This is a genomic window from Photorhabdus thracensis (genome assembly GCF_001010285.1).
GTDB lineage: Bacteria > Pseudomonadota > Gammaproteobacteria > Enterobacterales > Enterobacteriaceae > Photorhabdus > Photorhabdus temperata.
In genome coordinates this window covers 2,291,311-2,312,509 of the sequence record NZ_CP011104.1, presented here as the reverse complement: position 1 = coordinate 2,312,509, position 21,199 = coordinate 2,291,311, and the positions used below count along the sequence as shown (strand labels likewise).

The following is a 21,199-nucleotide window of genomic DNA, read 5'->3' as shown; positions in this document are numbered from 1 at the left end:
TGCACTGGCTGCGTCCGGCTCGCAGTCGCAGGCTCCTCGCTCGTTCCCGTACTCGCCATCTCCGCCCCGTCCGCCCCCGCGAGCGGGGGCTCCCCGCTGAAAAGCTTCACCTGCGGGCTTCGCCAGCCCGCACCCGGCCAACCCGCGTCAGCGGCGCAGACAAGCTGCACCGCCGCCACGGGTTCCCAATAAAACCCGGTTCCGGCAGGCAAAGCGGGGCGAAACCCGGCGCTGACGTCGGGGAAAAAATGCGCTAACATCGGGAAAGTGCCCGTCGGGGCCAGTTGGCATGTTCTTTAACAGGGTGGGAAAAAGCGGCGGAGAAAAAGGCTGCTAAATCAGGGGGAAAGGTCCGCTAAACTGTATGATGGCGTCGGGATAGTCCCTAAGACCCGCTCGGGCTAAATGCTGTCTTTCCTACACAAATATTTTAACCTGCCCCCTCGTTATTGAACTTTTTCCTCATAGATTGATCTCAATAACAAACACGACTTGAGGTAATCTTTATGTTTTCAACCTGCGCTGAACAATGGGCAAATGACACGTTTCAACATGCGGAATTAGGTGATAAACGCCGTACCAACCGCCTGGTGAAAGTGGCCTGTTCGTTGGCTAACCATATAGGACAATCGCTCGTGCAATCTCTTGACTCTCCTGCCGATGTTGAAGCGGCCTACCGACTGACCCGAAATTCCGCCATTGCGCCTCAGGCCATCGCCGAAGCCGGATTTACCGCCACCGTCGCTCACGCTCAACGTTATCGTTGCCTGTTAGCGCTGGAAGACACGACAACCCTGTCATTTTCCCACGCGTCGGTCGCCGATGAACTCGGCTATACCACCTCGACGGAAAAATCCCGGGGCATGCAGGTACACTCGGTGTTGTTATTTGCGCCTGAAGAACAACAGGTCGTGGGGTTGATAGAGCAACAGCGCTGGTGTCGAGATGTCAGTGATTATGGCAAAAGCCGACAACGCGACACACGCCCTTATGAAGGGAAAGAGAGTTATAAGTGGGAACGGGCCTCACAAGCCGTCGACAGCCGGTTAGGGGAGCAGATGGCCAACGTGATTTCTGTCTGTGACCGTGAAGCCGATATCATTGAATATCTGCGTTATAAAACGAGCCAAAAACACCGTTTCGTCATCCGTTCGATGCAAAACCGGCGTATTGAGGAAAGTCAGGATAAACTTTATGACTTTATCAGCCAGTTACAGAGTGCTGGAGAACGATTAGTTCAGATCAGACAGAAAGGCGGGCGTCAGGCGCGTGTCGCGCATTGTGATATCCGTTATGCCGAAGTGACGTTGAAAATCCCCGAAGGAAAAAGCGGTGAAGCGGTGCGGATATTTTATGTCGGTTGCTACGAAAAAGGTCCGGAGGATGGGCTTTGCTGGCATCTTCTGACCTCCGAACCCGTCAACAGTCAGGAAGACGCCCATAAAATATTCAGTTATTACGAGCGCCGCTGGCTGATAGAAGAATTTCACAAAGCGTGGAAAACGGGCGGCACGCAGGTAGAAGCGCTGCGTATGCAAAGCAAAGATAATCTGGAGCGGATGATAGTGCTGCTGGCCTTTATTGCGGTACGGATACACCAGCTGCGTTTTAAGGGTCTGAACAAAGAAGAAGCAGAGAAAGAGAGCTGTGAGACAGTATTAAGCCCCCTGGCGTGGAAATTACTGTGGTCAAAACAAGAAAAATGCCGTGTGCCGAAAAAAGCCCCGAGCTTGCATTGGGCCTTCATCAATCTGGGAAAACTGGCCGGCTGGTACGATTCCAAACGCACGGGTCGAGTCGGATGGGAACGACTTTGGGAAGGTTGGTTTCGGCTGCAAACCCTGATAGACGGCTATTTGCTGGCTAAATCAGTTGATTTGGAGATCTGATCAAGAGACAGGGCTAAATGGGGGTCCGAACCCGTATTCGTATGTCCATAATCCCACCGGATGGGTTGATCCTCTGGGGCTGGCAACATGCCCAGTAATCAAACAACGTGTTCTGGACAATATCGCAGCAAGTAAAGCCGCCAGAGAATCATCTAATTTCAGTAAACCTAATACAAAAACGGGTTTTGGTTATGGAGTGAATGATAAGCCCGTCAGAATATCTGGAGACTGGAGTAAACAAGACATATTTAATGGATTGCATGGAAGAACACCTAAAGGTTTAGGCTCGCCAGATCTACATCATGCTCATCAAATGCCAGGCTCTGCCATCCATGAAGTTTTACCAAACGTTCATAGAGGCAATACTGCATTACATCCAAATAAATTTAATCAGGGTGTCACACCGGCCATGCGAGATGCGGATAGGAAATTACATTGGTGGTATAGAGCAAGAGAACAAGGTGCAGAGCAAATATATCCTCATCTAATTTACGATTAATATTTTGGTACTAACATGAATACACATGAATTCTCACGAGTTGTTAATTATGTAAAAAGCATCAAACCAAATTGGTTTTTATCAGGAGATGAATATTTGGCAAGTAAGGAGGATATAGAACAAGTAGAGTTGCTTGTAGGAGGAACTTTACCAGATGAATATATTTATTTTTCAAATAATTATAATGCCGGGTATTTTGCATTCGTGAATATTTACTCTCTTAATCCTAATAGTGAGTGGTATTTACCTGTTAAGAATAAAGAATATGAAATGGTCTCAATGCCACAAGGTTTCATTGCTTTTAGTGATGATGAAACTGGTGGTTATTACGGTTTTTTAAAAGAGAAGACTCAATATAAAAATGAAGTATATTTTTTTGATTCATCAGGGGATGGAAGCATTGAATCAATAAAAGAGGATTTTTTTGAATTTGTTGTTAACAGAGGTTTCCAACCAGAACATTTTGATTTAGATGTTTTAACTCAATAATGATTTCGAATCAAAACCGGAAGATCCTTCGATATCTTCCGGTCTTCTTATGATCTACCTTGGTGAATACCCACGGTAAGCCAGAGCGGACTGGAGCTTAGAGATCGCATCCTTAATCTGATACGCTTCCTCGTCATTCACGGCACAGGCGCGTATCTCCGCCCAGTTCAGTCGTTTAACCAGTTGGGCCAAGGCCAGCGCTTCAATGTGGGTTAACTGAATGTCCTGCAAATGCTCAATCACCACTTTCATTTTATCCTCTCCCTTAGCCCGCGTTGTATTCAGCCAGCATCTCCCGCATCCGCAGCTTAATCTCATTAAGTTGGCTTTGCTGCCGCTGGTATTGCTGCTGATAGTGTTGTGTGGCTTCACTGTCAGGAATCAGAACCAGACAGCCATCCATCACCTTCACCGTAATCTGGCCGCCAGTATTAAACCCCGCCTGTCTCAGCCACAGCCCCTTCAAATGTATCGCCGGTGTGGCGTTGTTGACCTTATTCCCGTTCGGCACATAGCCCACCGTGTAATAACGTTCTGTTTTCACAGCTTTATTTACTGCCGCTTCTGCTTTAGAATGCGCCTTAGCCATAGTGACTACTCCTATTAGTTGCTGTGGTGAGCGGGTTGTCAGTGTTGGCGCACTGGCAATCCGCGTTAGCTTTATTCGTTACTCTTCTTTCTTCTTCGCTGCCTGTCTGGCTGAATCCCAACGTCGGGACTGATACTTGATAATTAAACTCTCCAGCACTTCACGAACAATACTCTGTTCATCATCAGGAAGCTGGCTGATGGCTTCAAACTGCAAGGACAGTTCATCAACTGGCACACGTTCATGTTCATCAAATAACAAAAAGTCCGTGCTGACATTCAGCGAAGTCGCGATCTTCTTCAATACATCGAGGGAAGGCTGAGCCTGCCCTGTCTCGTACTTCTTCCAGCTATTAGCATGAATCCCAATAGCATCAGCCATCGCCTGCTGAGATAAGCTACGTTGCTTACGTAAAGCAATGAGTCGTTCAGATAAGGGCATAGATAAGCACCAGTAAACCGAGTGACTCATGATTTTACCCCCTTGATTAATATCCACTTGACGATAGTACATATATATGTGCCATAATAAAACATATTAGTGGTCTTGACAAGGTTTCAAAGGAACAAACTTATGGCACGCATCCCGGAAGCAGAATTACAGCACCTGAAAGCCGCCGTCTCCTTAGTCGCCGTGGTGGAGCAACAGGGGCGACAGCTCTTTAAACGCGGCAAAGATTACGTGCTGCTGTGCCCGTTCCATCAGGAGAAAACCCCGTCAATGGTTATCTCACCGGCAAAAAATCTTTATCACTGTTTTGGCTGTGATGCCGGCTGCTCCGTGCTGGACTGGGTAATGAAAACCAAAGGCTTAAGTCTGCGCCGGGCCGTGGAACAGTTGCGCGGGATACTGGGAGATAACCCCTCGGTGGCCCCGCTGGTGAAACCGGATGAACCCGCCATGCTGGCCGATGATGACGCCGGACGGCAGGCGCTGCTCAGTCGGGTCGTCGGGTTCTACCATCATACGCTGTTGAATGCCCCCGAAGCCCTGGCTTATCTGGAAAAACGCCGGCTCAACCACCCGGAATTAGTCGCCCAGTTTAAACTGGGCTTTGCCAACCGCACGTTAGCCTATCGCCTGCCCATCAAGGCGGTGCAGGCCGGCGCACAGATCCGCGCCCGTCTTCGGGCCGTGGGGCTGATGCGCGACAGCGGGCACGAGCACTTTACCGGTTCGCTGGTGATACCGGTTATCGACCCGAACGGCCAGATCCGCGAGATCTACGGGCGCAAAATCACCGACCGTTTACGTAAAGGAACGCCGCTGCATCTGTACCTTCCCGGCGCACATGGCGGGATATGGAATGAGCCGGCGCTGATCAGTTCAGGGACGGTCATCCTCTGTGAATCCCTGATCGACGCCCTGTCGTTCTGGGTGGCCGGTCACCGCCATGTCACCGCCGCCTATGGGGTGAACGGCTTCACCGATGAGATGCGGCAGGCGTTTCGGCGGCATGGCGTTAAGCAGGTCTTGATCGCCTACGACAATGATCCGGCAGGCAATGAAGCGGCGGTAAAACTGGCCGCCGAACTGACCGCCGTCGGTATCACCGTGTTCCGGGTGGTGTTCCCCGAGGGCATGGATGCCAACGGCTATCTGTGTCAGGTCGCTGAGCCGGAACGGGCCTTCGGGTTGTTGCTCGACAGTGCCGTGCCGATGCAGGAAGCGGCAGAGGTACAGGCCACCACTGCAACAGAGCGGGCCGCACTGGCTGAACATCAGCCGGTTCCGGTGCCGGAAACAGTCAGCACATTAGCCGCCGGTATAGCCGCGTTGCCGTCAATGCCGAATGTGGTCTGGGAAACCGGCGCTAACGGCGAGATATCCCTGACGCTGGGCACACAACAGTGGGGTATCCGGGGCCTGTCACAGGTGAAAGCCGGGGCGGCGGTGATGAAAGTGAATGTTCAGGTCGTTGATACCGACAGCGGCGTGATGTTTGCCGACAGCGTGGACATGATGAGCGCCCGCAGCCGGGGCGGGTATGCGCGGCTGGCCGCCACCGAACTCGGGCTGGCCGAAGGTGACCTGCGCCGGGCACTGGGGCAGGTGTTGCTGGTACTGGAACAGTGTCAACAGGCCGGCGTCAGTGAACAAACCGAACCCCCACCGGTTCCCGAACTGAGCGAGGACCAGCGGGCTGCGGCGCTGGCGCTGCTGCAAGACCCGAAACTGAGTGAACGCATCACCGCTGACTTAGCCGCCTGTGGCGTGGTGGGCGAATCCACTAACCTGCTGGCCGGTTACTTAGCCGCCGTCAGTCGCAAGCTGGACCGTCCGCTGGCCGTGCTGATACAAAGCAGTTCGGCGGCAGGGAAAAGCAGCTTAATGGATGCGGTACTCAATCTGATACCGGAAGAAGAACGGCTGCAATACAGCGCCATGACCGGCCAGAGTCTGTTCTATCTGGGGGAAACCAATCTCCAGCATAAAATCTTAGCCATTGCCGAAGAGGAAGGCGTCAGGCAGGCCGCCTATGCGCTCAAACTGTTGCAAAGCGACGGCGAACTGACCATTGCCAGCACCGGTAAAGATGACGCCAGCGGGAATCTGGTGACCAAACAGTACACGGTAAAAGGGCCGGTGATGCTGATGCTCACCACCACCGCGATAGATGTGGATGAAGAGCTGTTAAACCGCTGTCTGGTGCTGACGGTAAACGAATCGCGGGAGCAGACCGAAGCTATCCACGCCTTGCAGCGCCATAAACAAACGCTGGAAGGTCTACTGGCCGAGAATGAAAAGGCATATATCACCGAACTGCATCAAAACGCCCAGCGGCTGTTGCGCCCGCTGAATGTGGTTAACCCTTATGCCTCACAGTTAACGTTCATGAGCGATAAAACCCGCACCCGACGCGACCACATGAAATATCTCACCCTGATACAAAGTATCGCCCTGCTGCATCAGCACCAGCGCGAGGTGAAGACCGCGGAACACCGGGGCAAACGGCTTGAATATATCGAGGTGACCAAAGACGATATTAGCTTAGCAAACCGGCTGGCCCACGAGATATTAGGCCGCACGCTGGATGAAATGTCGCCCCAGACCCGAAAACTGTTACTGCTGATACAAGCGATGGTGAAAGAGACGGCGACAGCGCAGCAACGCCCGGTGAACGCGGTCCGCTTTACCCGCCGCGATATCCGCCATTACACCCAGTGGAGCGATAACCAGTTAAAAGTCCACTGTCAGCGACTGGCCGACATGGAATATCTGTTAGTCCACGGCGGCAGTCGCGGCCATCTGTTGCAGTATGAACTGCTGTGGAACGGCGACAGCGCAGAAGAAGCCCATCTGTGCGGCCTGATTGACCTGACAGCGCCGGAAAAACCGGTAAAACCCTGAATATGACTCACGCAAGTTGGACTGACTGAACCGCAAGTTGCCCTCAAGTTGGGATCAAGTTGGGCCCAAGTTGGAGGGCGGGAAACCGGCGTCAGACCGCAGCAATACTGGGAGGAACGGCTCGCAAGTTGGGGACGGTTGAAAAACACTGTTCCGGCAATAATAAGAAAAAGCCGTCGTATCGTACTGCCAGTACATCATAGAACCCGAAAACCCGGAATACGACCGACGCAAGTTGGACTGACTGAACCGCAAGTTGCCCTCAAGTTGGGGTCAAGTTGGGCCCAAGTTGGAGGCCGGGAAATGGACGCCAGACCGCAGCAATACCGGGCTGAGCGGTCCGCAAGTTGGGGCAGACAGAAAAGGACTGTTCCGGCCACCTAAGAATCAAGCCATCGTACCGTCGTGATGTATCACACACCGATAACCATTAACCGCTGTTCCCTACAGGAAATCCCATCATGTCATCACCCGTTAAACATCAATCCAACCCCCGCTCGCTGACCCTGCGCCAGCATCTGGACGCGTATCTGGATAACCTGCTGTTGCAGGGGGCGAGTCAAAAGAGCCAGTCCGCCCGTCATGAACGGCTGTCACCGTTCGTCAACTGGTGTGAGGAACAGGGCGTAATATCCGCCGCTCAGGTCACCGAACCGTTACTGGAAAACTGGCAGCAGTATCTGGCCCGGTACCGCAAGGCCAACGGCCAGCTTTATACGCAGGACAGTCAGCGCCGACGCCTGCGGTCCTTACGCCTGTGGTTCGACTGGTTGCAGCAACAGCACGCTATCCCAACCAGCCCGGCAACAACCCTCGCCTCGCCAGACAGAAAAAAACGCCCCTCTGTCATGGAGACCCACGGTCAACCCGACGCCATCCCGGCCCGCTTCGCCACCTTACGCCAGCATCTGGCGGCCTGGCTGGAAGCCGTGCAGGGACAGGGCTTAAGCGAACGGACACAAGAGTCCTATGAAGAGCGGCTGTTGCCGTTCGTCAACTGGTGCGAAGCGCGTGGGGTGATGACCGCACCGCAGGTCAGCCTGCCGTTGCTGGAAAGTTACCAGCGCTGGCTGAGAAGCCACCGTAAAGCGGACGGCCAGCCCTACACGCCGGGCAGTCAGCGGGACCGCCTGAGTGTCTTACGTCAGTGGTTCCGCTGGCTGTTGCAACGTCACCATATCCTGTATAACCCGGTGGACAGTCTGGTGTTGCCGAAGGAAGAAAAACGGCTGCCGGCACAGGTAATGAATGAAGAGGAAACCCACACGGTCTTAGCCGCAACGGATATCAACACCCCAACCGGGCTGAGAAATCGCGCTATCCTTGAAGTACTGTGGAGTACCGGTATCCGGCGGATGGAAGTAGCCAACCTGCTGTTAAGCGAGGTGGACTTCGGGCGCGGGGTGGTGCTGGTCAGACAGGGTAAAGGCCGTAAAGATAGGGTGGTGCCCATCGGCGAACAGGCGCTGCACTGGTTAAGCCGCTGGCTCAGCGTCCGGCCCGAGTTAACGCGGCGGGGTGACAGTGGACACCTGTTTATCACCAGGAAAGGCCGGGGACTGGCAAAGGGCACGTTAACCTGGATAGCCGCCGACAGCATCCGTAAACAGGCGCAACTGACTAAACCGGGGGCCTGTCATCTGTTCCGCCACTCAATGGCAACCCAGATGCTGGAGAACGGCGCGGACACCCGGCACATCCAGGCGATACTGGGGCATGAGAAACTGGAGACGACGCAAATCTATACGCGGGTGGCCATCGGTCACTTAAAGCAAGTGCATGAGCAGACCCACCCGGCAGAACGGCAGTCAAAGCAGGCCACGCCAGACGACAAGCAGGCGGAGAGTGACAAGCCGGACAGCCCGAAGCCGGTCTGAACGTGCTGTGTTGCCGGACAATCTTAATGTTAGCCGGTTCCCTGTGAGCGTGTGGAGTGCAGTGAAAGGCAGACTGAGCGCGTCCCTGCGCACAGACTGCCTGCCGACCTTCGGCGTGCCGGCGGTAAATGGTGGCCGCCCGGCATTAAGCCGTCGCGTCCTCTGTCAGCACCGTTGCCGGTCAGCCCCCAATGAACATAATGTGGCATTAAGCGAAATGGGCCTGCACGGCCCACAACGCTTAACGGCACATTATGTCGGCGCCGCCCACCGCAGGGCGCTGCGCGGCCACCTCAACAACGGTGAGCGGCTGGCCGCCGGATTGAGCTTCTCAGCCCCAGAGGCGCACCGGGCTGCGCCCGCTGCTGTCAGTCGCGGTGCCAAAACCGGCCGCCGCAGTCGCCGCCGTCCCTGGCGGCTCCGGTGTCAACATCCGCCTTAAGCCGCTGCCGGTCAGTCCGTCAAGGTCAACAGCCCTGAAAGCAGGCCAGCGAGCTGGCCGCAGTTTATTGCCCCCGCCCCAACCCCGCTGCACTGGCTGCGCGCGGCTCGCACTGCGCTGCGCTTCGTTGCTCGTCCCCGTGCTCGCCATCTTCGCCCCGTGCAGCCCCCAGGGGCTTCCCTGCTGAACAGCGTCACCTGCGGGCCTCGCCGGCCCGCACCCGGCCAACCCGCGTCAGCGGCGCAGACAAGCTGCACCGCCGCCACGGGTTCCCAATAAAACCCGGTTCTGGCAGGCAAAGCGGGCCGAAACCCGGCGCTGACGTCGGGGGAAAAATGCGCTAACATCGGGAAAGTGCCCGTCGGGGCCAGTTGGCATGTTCTTTAACAGGGCGGGAAAAAGTGGTGGAGAAAAAGGCTGCTAAATCAGGGGGAAAGGTCCGCTAAACTGTATGATGGCGTCGGGATAGTCCCTAAGACCCTTTGGGGTTAGCCGGAGGAGTAAATCCTTACAGTTACGTGCAGAATCCGACCGGATGGGTTGATCCGCTGGGGTTAAATCCAAAAGATTTAGTGAGATATAAGCTTCGTGATACTGTGACTCCTAAACCGGGAGCAAGAGGAACAGCTATAAATAGAGCATGGGGTCAAGAAAGAACACTTGTTACTGCTGGCGGTGGTTCTCGAAATTGGACAGATGCTGAACGCCAAATTATTTTGAATACAAAAAGTAACAGAAAATTAGCCTCTATTATGTCTGAACGAGGGTATACAGGACATCATATAAATAGTGTTAAAGGTAATGGTACACTAGGCCAAGCTTGGAAAGGTGATCCTAGGAATATTGTATTCCTACAAAATGCCAATCATCCTAGTGGTGTTGATGAGCATTTATATAGTAATCAAGGGCATAGAGGTAGTTATGATACTCCTGGTAATGGGCGGCTAATTGATCGCGAAGAAACCTCTAAACAGATAGTAAAAAAATGTGGTCGTTAACTATAAAGATTTTAAGGATATGATATGAGTGAACTAGAAAGAGCCTTAATAGAATTATCTAATGTCCATGAAAAATTTAATCTTCAAGGAAAATTTGAAGGAAATAATAGTGTTGAACTCAAATGGCCCAATTCGATTGAATATTCAGAAGAAATCAATTTCTTCTTCAACAAATTTGAACCTATTAATATTAAGATAGAAATAGGAATTACACCAATAACCTTTTTTGAAGTTGAAAAAATAGAACAAGCCCAATATGGATATCGTTGGATTAAAGATTCAGCAAGTATATCAGATAACCCTAAATGGTCTAAAAATCATCTAGTATTTATGGATGATTTTGGTGGTGGAAAACCTATTATTGCTATAACAGACATTAAAGGTACTCCTATTTATGCCAATTATAGCGTTGGTGAACCATTTAAAATAGCTGATTCATTAGCTGACTTCTTTCTTTCTATAGCTAAACTAATTGAAATAGTTTATGGGAAATTTAATATTTTTGATATTGGTGATAATAATGACGATGATGAGCTTAGTTCAGAATTTATAGATATTATTACCAATGAAATTAAACCAATAATAGGCTCAAATAATTTCGAGAGTTTCTTTGATTATTTTTATGGTTAATTTTTTGTCATAAATAATAAAAAGCCGGAAAGATCCTCTGAGATCTTCCGGCTTTATTGATGATTTACCGTGGCACATACCCACAGTAAGCCAACGCAGACTGGAGCTTACCGATAGTATCCTTAATCTAATACGCTTCCTCGTCATTAACCGCACAGACGCTTAACCTGTTGTACCAAGGACAGTTAAATAAGATTTCATAATTATGCTCCACTTCCAACCAACCCTTGTGTACCAAGATATACAGCCTTTTCATCTAAGCGATCCGAAAAATCAGTGAGATAGGCTACAGAACCAACATTGTTCAAAAAGAAAACAAAAGGCACAAGTGTATCGGTATTATGGAAAGCTATTTAATTGCATTTAATCAAAAACCATTAGTAATGTTCCCTTTATTTTACATTTACCTGACCTACGATAATCATTTAAAATCGCGAATACCGAAGTGTTAAAACTTTTATATCAGGGCGGATTAAACGCAATAAATGCCACTTTTCAGAGGACAGTTGATCGCATTTAATCGAAAATCATTAACCGTTAATAGCGAGTTGAAAATAAACCTGTACGTAAAAGAATATCATCCGAAAAAATGGGTATTAAAACGCTTTCTCTCCGGTTATTTAACAGCGTCAGTAAAGATAAAAAATGGATATGATTCGCATTCATTAAACGTGATCCGATAATGATTAAACTTAACAAAAATCTGGGATTAAAAGTGATAGAAACGACGGTTAAAATTTTATACTGATTAACACTATCAGTTAAAAAAATGATTTTTAATAACAGGTTAAATTCTGCCAATAATAAAGCGCAGGGCAGGATTCATTTTGTTTACCCTGCCCTGTTTAATCCATTTATCAGTGATTCCATCCTCCCTTTATTTTACATTTACCTGATCTGTTATAATCATTTAAAAGCGCGAATATCGAAGTGTTAAAGCTTTTATATCAGGGCGGACTAAATGCAATAAATGCCGATTTTCAAAAGGAGAGTTAATGGCATTTAATCGAAAATCATTAACCGTTAATAGCAAGTTGAAAAGAAATTAGCACGTAAAAGGATATCATCCGAACAGATGGATATCAAACGCTTTATCGCCGGTTATTTAACAGCGTCAGCAAAGATAAAAAGTGGATATAATTAGTGTTTGTTAAACGTAATCCGACAATGATTAAATTGAAGAAAGCAGGGGTTAAAAGTGATAAAAACAACGGTTAAAACTTTATACCGATTAAACCTATCAGTTAAAAAATAACGTTTAATCACAGGTTAAACCCTGCCCATTATAAACGCAGGGCAGGATTCATTTTGTTTACCCTGCCCTGTTTAATCCATTTATCAGTGATTCTATACTCCCTTTATTTTACATTTACCTGATCTGTTATAATCATTTAAAAGCGCGAATATCGAAGTGTTAAAACTTTTATATCAGGGCGGATTAAGAGCCTATCCCAATAGGGTTTTGTTCCAAACTATAATCCCGCACGCAAAATGTAACATAGCTTCATAGTTTTCGACCTTCTTTTCCCATCGGATCAGTATCCGGCGAAAGCGATTCATCCAGCTATGCGTCCTCTCGACAACCCATCTTTGAGCTTTAAAGTCCGTATTCTGGCAGGCATCTGATTCTTCCTTGCGAGACTGGATGTGCGGCTCGTAGTGCCGACTCTGTAGATAGCCTCTCAGCCATTCAGCATCATATCCCTTATCCAGACACAGCCTGACCTTTTTACCGGGCTTGCCTGTCTGAAGTGCATCAAGCGTATCTGCAACCAATTTGATATCGTGCGTGTTTGCCGCGGCAACAACGAGTGAAAGAGGAAGCCCGTTAGCCTCGGTCATGAGACTGCGTTTTACGCCTTGTTTCCCCCGGTCTGTGGGGTTACGACCTGTTTTTTTGTCCCCGCTAAAGGGGATTTGGTCATGCAGCCATCCAGTGATAACCACGACCAGTCGATGATCGCGAGATGCTTGCAGGCCAGTAAACCGTTTTGCCAGAAGCGTTCAAAAACGCCGGCGTCACGCCATTCCTGAAAACGACGGTGAGCCGAACTTGACGAGCATATTCCTGTTGCATTCAGGGCGTTCCATTGGCAGCCCGTTCTGAGCACAAAGAAGATGGCATCCATAGCGGCGCGGTTATCAACCCGTTTACGATGTGTGCCCAGCGGATGCTGAGTTTTATGTTCGGGAATAAGTGGCGCCATTTTTTCCCAAAGTTCATCACTGAGCCGCCATTTGTTGTTTGCCATACTTTCTATACCTTCAGAAATTATCCGTTCTAGAATATTATACAATATGACAATTCCTTTTGGGATAGGTTCTAATACTACAGCCGTAGATACCAGAAAGTTGCATTTTCCTTGATGCTCATAACTCTGAGAAACCGCATGAATTAAGCTTTTCTATGAGTGTCTTTTCTGTTGAAAAAAGTAAGTACGGCTGTAGTACTAAATGCAACTTTTCAGAGGACAGTTAATGACATTTAATCGAAGATCATTAACCATTAATAGCGAGTTGAAAAGAAATCCGCACGTAAAAGGATATTATCCGAACAGATGGGTATCAAACGTTTTATCGTCGGTTATTTAACAACATCAGTAAAGATAAAAAGTGGATATAATTTGCGTTCGTTAAACGTAATCCGATGATGATTAAACTTAACAAAAATCAGGGGTTAAAAGTGATAAAAACGATAGTTAAAGTTTTATACCGATTAAAACTATCAGTTAAAAAATGATTTTTAATAAAAGATTAAATCCTGCCCATCATAAAACGCAGGGCTGGATCCCAATTTTTTAGCCTGACCTGTTTAATTTATTTATCAGTGATCCTATCCTCCCTTTATTTTACATTTACCTGACCTGCTTAATCATTTAAAAGTACGAATATCTAAAAATTAAATATCTTATATTAAGGCGGATTTAACGCAATAAAAAAAGGATAAAACGGTTAATTTATCAGAATTTAAGCACTGAAAAAGTGTGGTGATCAACAATTTCTGGATAATAAAATAGGCCTAAATAACGTTTCATAATTCTGCTACACATAGCCTTGCTTAACCCATTGTTATACATAGAATTATGAGTAATATAAGATGCAGCACTATTTTGGAATCTTATTTAGCAGGGTTAACCCCATAGGCGCTAACCAAGAAAATCCGTCAAGTAATTCTGTTTGATAGCGCCATTTTCTCTTCGGTAAACGTTCGGTGAACTCATCTTGCCGAACAAAAGTAAGGCATATTACCGTCAGCCGAACGTATTTTCTCTCCTGAACAGAAGTTCATTTTAATTAACCTTTATTTAAATCTAAGTTTTCGGTTTTGTCATAAATACTTAATACATCTTTCCACTTTATCCTGAACTGATTTCTTTTCTTAACTTTAGATACCCCTCCCTGATATTTTATATTAACACCTGGATCATAATATATTTTACTTGATTCAAGCGCATTTATAAATTTAGTAAGATTAGCACCTGTAGCTAATACAATTTGGGGGCCAAATTTATAGTATGGGAAGTCAGCATGTTTCATTTCATACGAAACAAAACATGTTTTAGTATGTTTCCGTTTCCAGTGGTCTAATAATTTTCCGAAATTCCAAACAGCAGCAATATTACCGCTTGTACTCCTAAGTACTAATCCACCATCAGGATCTATAATTTCTTTCTTATCAAAATCATATCCTTCAAGATATAAAGTCAGCTTCGTCTTTTCATTTAACAATCCGATTTTATGTATACTGGCAAAATCAACTCTATCCTCTTTTTTAGAGGATGCATAATCACTCATAAATTTATGTAGATTTTCTATATATTCTCCTTTATTTGGTTCTGGAGTCATTAATGTTACGACGCTTCCTGAATGTGCTTTTAATTCCCAACCAGAAAAATCAGGACCAGATCTGCCATTTGGTATAATTCCAAATAAACTTTCTAAAGTAAAACCAGCCCCATTTCTTGCTCTATATTCAATTACATTACCATTTTTATCTAATCTTTGCGATTTAATAAAACCATAAGAATAAATTTCTTTAAGACGAGCTATAAGATCAATACGGCTATCTTTAATATTAGAATAGTATTCATAAAAAACGGAGAAAACAGGATTTATTAGATTCTTATCAATTAATTTTCTGAGCTCAATGGAAAGAGTATCTTCCCAAGAACTCATATAAGCAAGAATAATGTCTTCACATATACCAAAAATTAAATAACGACTCTTATCACATCTATTTATCCTTTCTTCTTTTGTTGGTGGTTGCATTAAATGAGATGGAGCTATCGAACAACCTTTTATAATTCCCGACAGACGAATTTCTGGATATTTAGGATATAAAATAATTTGAGACCCATATGCCTGCTCTTTATAGCCGTCAGCATTTATCCAAAATAAATTTAATGCAGCCTTAAATATTGCACCTTTTTTTGACATACCAGCACTCTTCAGTTCACCAATAGGAATACCTTGTATGACAGTAAAATCAGATCCTAAATATATCTGTTGCTTAGAGTTGTCATTGTTTGAAAGTGGTTTAACTATAATTTTCTTAGCTCCTAAACCTTTCATGATAAATGATATTTTTTCTATATTTATCAGTTCATTAGCCATTTTATGCTCCATCTATTAGTTACAATCTTTCTATAGATTAACTCTATTAAAGTAAAAATAGAATGCCGCACAGAAGGATAGGTCATTTTTCAAACAAAATGAAACTTATAGATGGAGGAACTTTAGTATGTAATGTAACGATATCTTACAAAAAAGAGTTAAAAAACACTTTTAATTTAAATAACTATTCATTTTTCTGCAAAAATACTTTATGTATCCCCACTGTATCAATTTCCGCATGAGTTTCACTTGCACATAACCACTCTTCAATCCTTTCTGATAACTCATTGTCTGTCAGTTTCAAACGTCCTCTTAAAGTGCATTCCCAGACAACTAATATTTTCCAACGGTTATCTGAAAGAGAATTCATAACACACTGATCTCTTTTAATATTTTTGCCAATTTTATCTAACCAGAATTCAGTACGGGTAGCTGGAGTTTTGAAAAGATGGCAATTATGCCCATGCCAGAAACAACCATGTACGAATAAAACAGCCTGATACTCATCAATAACGAAATCAGGCTTACCAGGAAGATCACTTACCTGCATTCTATAAATTACCCCAAGATTATGAAGAATTTTAACCAGTTTTTTTTCTATGGCTGTATCACAGTTACGGATCGCTCTCATATTTTTACTACGAGTAGATGGATTGTGAACATCAGCCATAATTTATTTATGCCGCCTGATCTTTGTTTGTCTGCTGTTGTTTCACTGCTTCCGCTATATAAGGAGCTAATAATTTAGCAATAGCTGTAAATACAGGCACAACAACTGAGTTTCCAAACTGTCGATAAGCTTGTGTATCCGAGACCGGAATATGAAATGCTCCTCCCTGAGGAGACTCAAACCCCATTAGCCGTGCGCATTCTTTCGGTGTTAAACGACGTGGGCGATTTTTTTGATTATCTGGATTATCAAAATCCTGTTCCCCAAGCTCTTTATTCCATCCCCGGTCAATAAGTATTTCTGATCCATCTTTATGGTAACGTGCAGAAAGCGTGCGAGTGACGCAATTCTTATTATTGGGATCTATAAGGCCAAATCCAAAACCATTTCCTTTAGCTTGATGCTTTTTAGCATAATTATATAAATACTTCCAAAGATGGGGGGTAAGAATATATTTACTATCAACTTCCGGTTCAAGTAAATCCGCAAGTGTTGGTCGTTCTTCCGGGAAATATCGACTAATTTCCTTAAGTGTAAATCCTTGATGAATATTCAGATCTTTACGAAAACCAACTAACACAATCCGTTCCCTATGCTGAGGCAAAAAATATTTTCCATCAATAATTTTGGGATCATTCGGCCCCATGATATCCGCATCAGCAACAGCATATCCCAACTCATTCAATGTATCCATGATAATACGGAATGTCTTCCCTTTATCATGACTTTTTAAGTTTTTAACGTTTTCCAGAAGAAAAATAGCAGGTTTTTTAGCTGTAATAATTCTGGCCACATCAAAAAAAAGAGTTCCCTGTGTATCACACTCAAACCCATGAGCACGCCCAAGAGAATTCTTTTTCGAAACACCTGCTAATGAGAATGGCTGACATGGAAAACCAGCCAAAAGAACATCATGATCTGGAATTTCTTTATCAATATTTTTATAAGCTTCTTTTTCATCTATTTCTGGGTTTTCACTTAATGTTATTTCACGAATATCAGAATTAAATTTATGGTACTCTGGATCACAATACCAGTTTGCTTTATAGGTACGAACAGCATCTTTGTTCCATTCACTGGTAAAAACACACTGACCACCAATTTCTTCAAAACCTTTTCGAATTCCGCCAATCCCTGCAAAAAGATCAATGAAACGGAAATCGTATTGAAGATGATTTTTAGGTGGTTCAGGGAGCATTTTTTGGAGCATAGCAACTTCAACTTCTGTTAACAACTTTTGGACTGATTTTCCGTTAAACCAGCGATTTAAGGTTTCACGGGTCCAGTCGTTATAACTTACTTTACGCAAAAGTTCTGCAATAGTTTTTTGATCATAAGACTCAAAAAGTCTCCCCATCAGCTTTTTATCTTCTGCCAACTTTTGCTGCTGAAATAATTTTGATTTTTCATGAAGATCTTGGGCATATGAAAAAAATTCTTTCATTTTTTTTATCCGTAAAATGTTTTATTTAGTGACACATTATCACTCAATTGACCCAGAAGAAAGAACTTTGTGGATATTTATACAGTTATTTACTTTACCCAGTAATTCAATCTGACCATTTTAATAGAATTAAGACACCATTTCAGACGAAATACCCAATCCATCATCTTCGATCCAAAATAAAAATATTATTCAACCAAATATCAGTAAGTTACCAAATTTCTTATCCAACAGTATGAGATTGAAGGATTTAAACGACTGATGACAGGCCACACCCTGACCATCAAAACGCCCGCTGGCTGGCGACTGTCATTATTATCCTGCTGGCACTGGGCTTTATCGGGACCAAAATCTGGCGCCGTCTGCGTCAGCTCGAAAAACTCAAACTGGATGTGGCGTTAAGGGAGGTCGATCCGGTCCTGGCCGATATTACCCATCAGGACAGCTACCTCAATCACTGGAAAGCGCAGTTACAGCGCCATCTCGGCACCTGGCATTACCTCTACCAGCGCCCCTGGTACCTGATGCTGGGCAATACCGGCAGCGGCAAAACCTCGCTGATTCAGGAAGGCTACAAACTGACTGACATTGCCCTCCCGGACAGCCCTAAAGGGGAAGAGGCTCACCCCCTGCACCTGCGCTGCTGGCTGGGGGAAAAAGCCGTCATCATTGACCCGGACGGCTTTCTTATCGACCAGATATCGCCGTCAGACACTGGCAAGCCCCAGTTGCCCGCCCGCCTGTGGCAATCCCTGCTCACCTGGCTGACCGAAAACCGTCAGCGCCAGCCCCTCAACGGCATTATCCTGACGGTGGACACCCATCGTTTACTGACCGACAACAAAGCGCAACGCGAACGGTATATTGCTGCGCTCCATCTGCGCCTGCAAGATCTGCGGTTAACCCTGCACAACCCCCTCCCCTTCTATCTGGTGCTGACCAAACTTGATCGGCTGCATGGATTCAGTGCGGCGTTCCAGTCGCTGGACAAGCCGCAACGCACACAGATACTGGGCGTCACCTTCAGCCTGAATGCGCATGATGAGCACCGCTGGCGTACTGAGCTGGCGCAGTTCTGGCACCAGTGGATGCAGCAGCTCAATGCCGCGATGCCGGACATGATGCTCAACAAGGTGGATATCAACCAGCGCAGCCCGCTGTTCAGTTTCACCCGTCAGATACAGGGACTGCACAGTTACCTGATCCAGTTGCTGGAGGGTATTCTCTACAATGGCAGCCCGGCACAGCCCGGACTGCGCGGCGTTTATCTCACCTCGTCCAGACAAATCGGCCAGATGGACGACATCTTTACCCAGTCTGCCGCCGTGCAGTATCACCTGGGGCCACAGGCCTTTCCGACCTGGCCGGTGGCGGATACCGCCCCCTACTTCACCCGCTCGCTGTTTGAAGACGTGTTGCTGGCCGAGCCCAATCTGGCGGCGGAAAACCGCCTGTGGTTAAGCCGCAACCGCCGCAAACTCCTGGCCTTCTCCACCACCGGCGCCGCGGTCGCCCTGGCGCTGTGGGCAGGCTGGCACGATAACTATCAGAAGAACTATCGGGCCGGTGAAGAAGTGCTGGCACAGGCCAAAACCTTCCTGTCCATTCCCCCACCCAAAGGGGAAGACCGCAACGGGAACTTACAGTTGCCCCTGCTGAACCCTCTCCGGGAAGCGACGCTGGCCTACGGGGATTACCATCAGAAAGGGCTGTTCGCGGATATGGGACTGTACCAGGGCGCCGATGTCGGCCCGTATGTTGAAAACACCTACCTGCAACTGCTGTCCCAGCGCTTCCTGCCTGCGCTGATGAATGGCCTGCTGGATGACCTGAACCAGGCGGCCAAAGGCAGTGAAGAGAAACTCGAAGTCCTGCGCATCATGCGGATGCTGGAAGACCGCAGCGGCCGCAATAAATCACTGGTAGAACAGTACATGCGCGAACGCTGGAGTCAGGTCTTTAACGGCCAGCGTCAGGTACAGGAACAGTTGCTGACCCACCTCGACTATGCGCTGGACCACACGGACTGGCGGGCGGCGCGTGAGGCGGATAACCCGGCGGCTATCAGCAGCTTTGCCCCTTACCAACGCCCGATGATGAACGCCCAGCAAGAACTGAGCCAGCTCTCCATTTACCAGCGGGTGTACCAGACCCTGCGCATCAAAGCCCAGGACTCACTGCCGCCGCCGCTCAACCTGCGTGACCAGATTGGCCCCAGCTTTGACAGCATCTTTATCGCCAATAATGACAAGCAGCTGATTATCCCGCAGTTCCTGACGATGAACGGCCTGAACAACTACTTCGTCAAACAGGACGACCCGCTGATTGACCTGACCGTGATGGACAGCTGGGTGCTGAATCTGTCGCACAACGTGCAGTACAGCGAGACCGACCGGCAAGAAATCCAGCGCCAAATCACCGAACAGTACCTGGGTGACTACACCGCCACCTGGCGCGGGGCCATGAACAATCTGGATATCCGGCATTTTACCGATATCCCGCAGGCCATCAGCGCCATTGAGCAGGTTATCAGCGGGGAACAGCCCCTCAGCCGCGCATTACAAATCCTCAGCGACAACACCCGCCTGCCGGTGATTAATCATACGCTGCCGGCCAAAGAGCAGCAACGGTTACGCGACACGCCGGATTATCGCCTGCGGGTGCGCATCAACCGGGAATTCGCCCCGGAAACCGCCGTGCTGGTGGAATACGGGGATAAAAACAGCACGCTACAGGGGGTTTATCAGAAACTGACCGCGCTGCACCGCTACCTGCTGGCGATTCAGAACGCCCCGGTACCGGGTAAAGCCGCCCTGAAAGCCGTCCAGCTGCGACTGGAACAGAACAACAGCGACCCCATTTTCGACGTGCAGCAGCTGGCGAAAACCCTGCCGGAACCGTTAAACCGCTGGGTCGGTGAACTGGCTGAACAGGCGTGGCGGGTGGTCATGATGGCCGCGGTCAGCTCGCTGGAAGTCGAATGGAGCGAAAACGTCGTCAAACAGTACCAGACCTACCTGGCCGGCCGCTATCCGTTCAACCCGGAAGCCACCCAGGATGTGCCGCTCAGTGAGTTCGACCGCTTCTTCCGCCCGGGCGGCACGCTGGATGCCTTCTATCAGCAGAACCTCAAACCGTTTGTCGAGAACAACTTAATCTACGGCACCGACGGTGAACCGCTTATCCGCCCGGATGTCCTGAAACAGCTGACCCGGGCTGACCGTATCCGCGACACCTTCTTCACCGCGCAAAACGGCCTGGGCACCCAGTTTGCCATTGAACCCCTCAGCCTGACCGGCAACAAACGCCGCAGCCTGCTTAACCTCGATGGACAGTTACTCGATTACGCCCACGGCCGCGGCAGCATCGTGCACTTAATCTGGCCCAACTCCATGCGCGCCGGGGTGGAAAGTCAGCTCACCCTGATACCGGACGTCAGCGGCAAATCCCCACGCGCCGTCAGCTTCACCGGCCCGTGGGCCCAACTGCGGCTGATTAACAGCGGCAAACTGACCAACGTACGTCAGGACTCCTTTGATGTGCTGTTCAGCGTGGATGGCGGTGACATGACCTACCGTATCTACGTGGATGAATCCGACAACCCGTTTGCCGGCGGTCTGTTCAGCCAGTTCACCCTGCCTGACACCCTCTACTGATGAACATAAAAAAAGCCCTGTCCCCGCGCCGGCGGGGCTGCGTTAAGGATA

Annotated in this window: 17 protein-coding genes and 2 pseudogenes; 9 read left to right on the top strand and 10 right to left on the bottom strand. The window is 47.9% G+C overall.

Annotated features, from left to right (window positions below; translation table 11 throughout):
* Window positions 1-147: 147 nt before the first annotated feature.
* Window positions 148-291 carry a hypothetical protein gene (locus tag VY86_RS24685; protein ID WP_158019888.1) on the bottom strand — a complete coding sequence of 48 codons (144 nt, stop codon included), beginning with the start codon at window positions 289-291 and terminating at the stop codon, window positions 148-150.
* A 215-nt stretch (window positions 292-506) separates the two neighbouring features.
* Between VY86_RS24685 and VY86_RS09960 the strand changes: the two genes are divergently transcribed.
* From VY86_RS09960 to VY86_RS09950, 3 genes are read left to right on the top strand one after another with little or no spacing between them, the layout of a single operon-like run.
* Entirely contained in the window at window positions 507-1,889 is a 1,383-nt protein-coding gene (locus VY86_RS09960) for an IS4 family transposase (protein WP_046973493.1), read from the top strand.
* Entirely contained in the window at window positions 1,873-2,388 is a 516-nt protein-coding gene (locus VY86_RS26680; protein ID WP_046974831.1) for an RHS repeat-associated core domain-containing protein, read from the top strand. Before VY86_RS09960 ends, VY86_RS26680 begins: the two co-directional genes overlap by 17 nt.
* A gap of 15 nt (window positions 2,389-2,403) precedes the next feature.
* Window positions 2,404-2,877: an SMI1/KNR4 family protein gene (locus VY86_RS09950; protein ID WP_046973706.1), complete on the top strand. Its 474-nt coding sequence runs from the start codon at window positions 2,404-2,406 to the stop codon at window positions 2,875-2,877.
* Window positions 2,878-2,931: 54 nt separating this feature from the next.
* Here the strand turns inward: VY86_RS09950 and VY86_RS09945 are convergent, their stop codons facing one another.
* The 3 genes from VY86_RS09945 to VY86_RS09935 all read right to left on the bottom strand — a co-directional run bounded on the left by VY86_RS09945 (window position 2,932) and on the right by VY86_RS09935 (window position 3,907).
* Window positions 2,932-3,129 (bottom strand): DUF7706 family protein, encoded by a 198-nt coding sequence (locus VY86_RS09945; protein WP_046973705.1) that lies wholly within the window; start codon window positions 3,127-3,129, stop codon window positions 2,932-2,934.
* A gap of 13 nt (window positions 3,130-3,142) precedes the next feature.
* Window positions 3,143-3,466 (bottom strand): SymE family type I addiction module toxin, encoded by a 324-nt coding sequence (locus tag VY86_RS09940; protein ID WP_046973704.1) that lies wholly within the window; start codon window positions 3,464-3,466, stop codon window positions 3,143-3,145.
* A gap of 78 nt (window positions 3,467-3,544) precedes the next feature.
* Window positions 3,545-3,907, bottom strand: coding sequence for a helix-turn-helix domain-containing protein (locus VY86_RS09935; RefSeq protein ID WP_046976653.1), 363 nt, complete (start codon window positions 3,905-3,907; stop codon window positions 3,545-3,547).
* Window positions 3,908-4,039: 132 nt separating this feature from the next.
* On the opposite strand from VY86_RS09935, the gene VY86_RS09930 reads away from it, so the two are divergent.
* From VY86_RS09930 to xerC, 3 genes are all read left to right on the top strand, one after another.
* A complete protein-coding gene (locus VY86_RS09930) occupies window positions 4,040-6,817 on the top strand; it encodes a CHC2 zinc finger domain-containing protein (RefSeq protein WP_046974830.1) in 2,778 nt (925 codons plus the stop codon).
* Window positions 6,818-6,865: 48 nt separating this feature from the next.
* On the top strand, window positions 6,866-7,201 hold the full coding sequence (locus VY86_RS24680; RefSeq protein ID WP_158019887.1) for a hypothetical protein: 336 nt from the start codon (window positions 6,866-6,868) through the stop codon (window positions 7,199-7,201).
* A 464-nt stretch (window positions 7,202-7,665) separates the two neighbouring features.
* Entirely contained in the window at window positions 7,666-8,694 is a 1,029-nt protein-coding gene (gene xerC, locus VY86_RS09920) for a site-specific tyrosine recombinase XerC (RefSeq protein ID WP_046976807.1), read from the top strand.
* A 29-nt stretch (window positions 8,695-8,723) separates the two neighbouring features.
* Here xerC and VY86_RS24675 read toward each other — a convergent pair whose 3' ends face one another.
* Both VY86_RS24675 and VY86_RS24670 read right to left on the bottom strand, forming a co-directional pair.
* Window positions 8,724-8,945, bottom strand: coding sequence for a hypothetical protein (locus tag VY86_RS24675; protein WP_158019889.1), 222 nt, complete (start codon window positions 8,943-8,945; stop codon window positions 8,724-8,726).
* Window positions 8,946-9,370: 425 nt separating this feature from the next.
* On the bottom strand, window positions 9,371-9,514 hold the full coding sequence (locus tag VY86_RS24670) for a hypothetical protein (RefSeq protein WP_158019937.1): 144 nt from the start codon (window positions 9,512-9,514) through the stop codon (window positions 9,371-9,373).
* A gap of 140 nt (window positions 9,515-9,654) precedes the next feature.
* Between VY86_RS24670 and VY86_RS09910 the strand changes: the two genes are divergently transcribed.
* Together VY86_RS09910 and VY86_RS09905 are read left to right on the top strand one after the other, a co-directional pair.
* Window positions 9,655-10,134 carry a hypothetical protein gene (locus VY86_RS09910; protein ID WP_046974829.1) on the top strand — a complete coding sequence of 160 codons (480 nt, stop codon included), beginning with the start codon at window positions 9,655-9,657 and terminating at the stop codon, window positions 10,132-10,134.
* A gap of 24 nt (window positions 10,135-10,158) precedes the next feature.
* Window positions 10,159-10,764, top strand: coding sequence for a hypothetical protein (locus VY86_RS09905; protein WP_046974828.1), 606 nt, complete (start codon window positions 10,159-10,161; stop codon window positions 10,762-10,764).
* A 1,446-nt stretch (window positions 10,765-12,210) separates the two neighbouring features.
* On the opposite strand, the pseudogene VY86_RS24100 reads toward VY86_RS09905, so the two are convergent.
* The 4 genes and pseudogenes from VY86_RS24100 to VY86_RS09875 all read right to left on the bottom strand — a co-directional run bounded on the left by VY86_RS24100 (window position 12,211) and on the right by VY86_RS09875 (window position 17,492).
* Window positions 12,211-12,971: pseudogene (locus VY86_RS24100) on the bottom strand (IS5 family transposase).
* 1,087 nt (window positions 12,972-14,058) lie between these two features.
* On the bottom strand, window positions 14,059-15,378 hold the full coding sequence (locus tag VY86_RS09885; protein ID WP_023046436.1) for an MvaI/BcnI family restriction endonuclease: 1,320 nt from the start codon (window positions 15,376-15,378) through the stop codon (window positions 14,059-14,061).
* A gap of 184 nt (window positions 15,379-15,562) precedes the next feature.
* Window positions 15,563-16,048, bottom strand: a complete 486-nt coding sequence (locus VY86_RS09880; protein WP_023046435.1) for a very short patch repair endonuclease — start codon at window positions 16,046-16,048, stop codon at window positions 15,563-15,565.
* A 7-nt stretch (window positions 16,049-16,055) separates the two neighbouring features.
* Window positions 16,056-17,492: a DNA cytosine methyltransferase gene (locus tag VY86_RS09875; protein WP_046974827.1), complete on the bottom strand. Its 1,437-nt coding sequence runs from the start codon at window positions 17,490-17,492 to the stop codon at window positions 16,056-16,058.
* 290 nt (window positions 17,493-17,782) lie between these two features.
* On the opposite strand from VY86_RS09875, the pseudogene tssM reads away from it, so the two are divergent.
* Window positions 17,783-21,148, top strand: a pseudogene (tssM, locus tag VY86_RS09870) (type VI secretion system membrane subunit TssM); the annotation flags it as partial.
* Window positions 21,149-21,199: the final 51 nt, after the last annotated feature.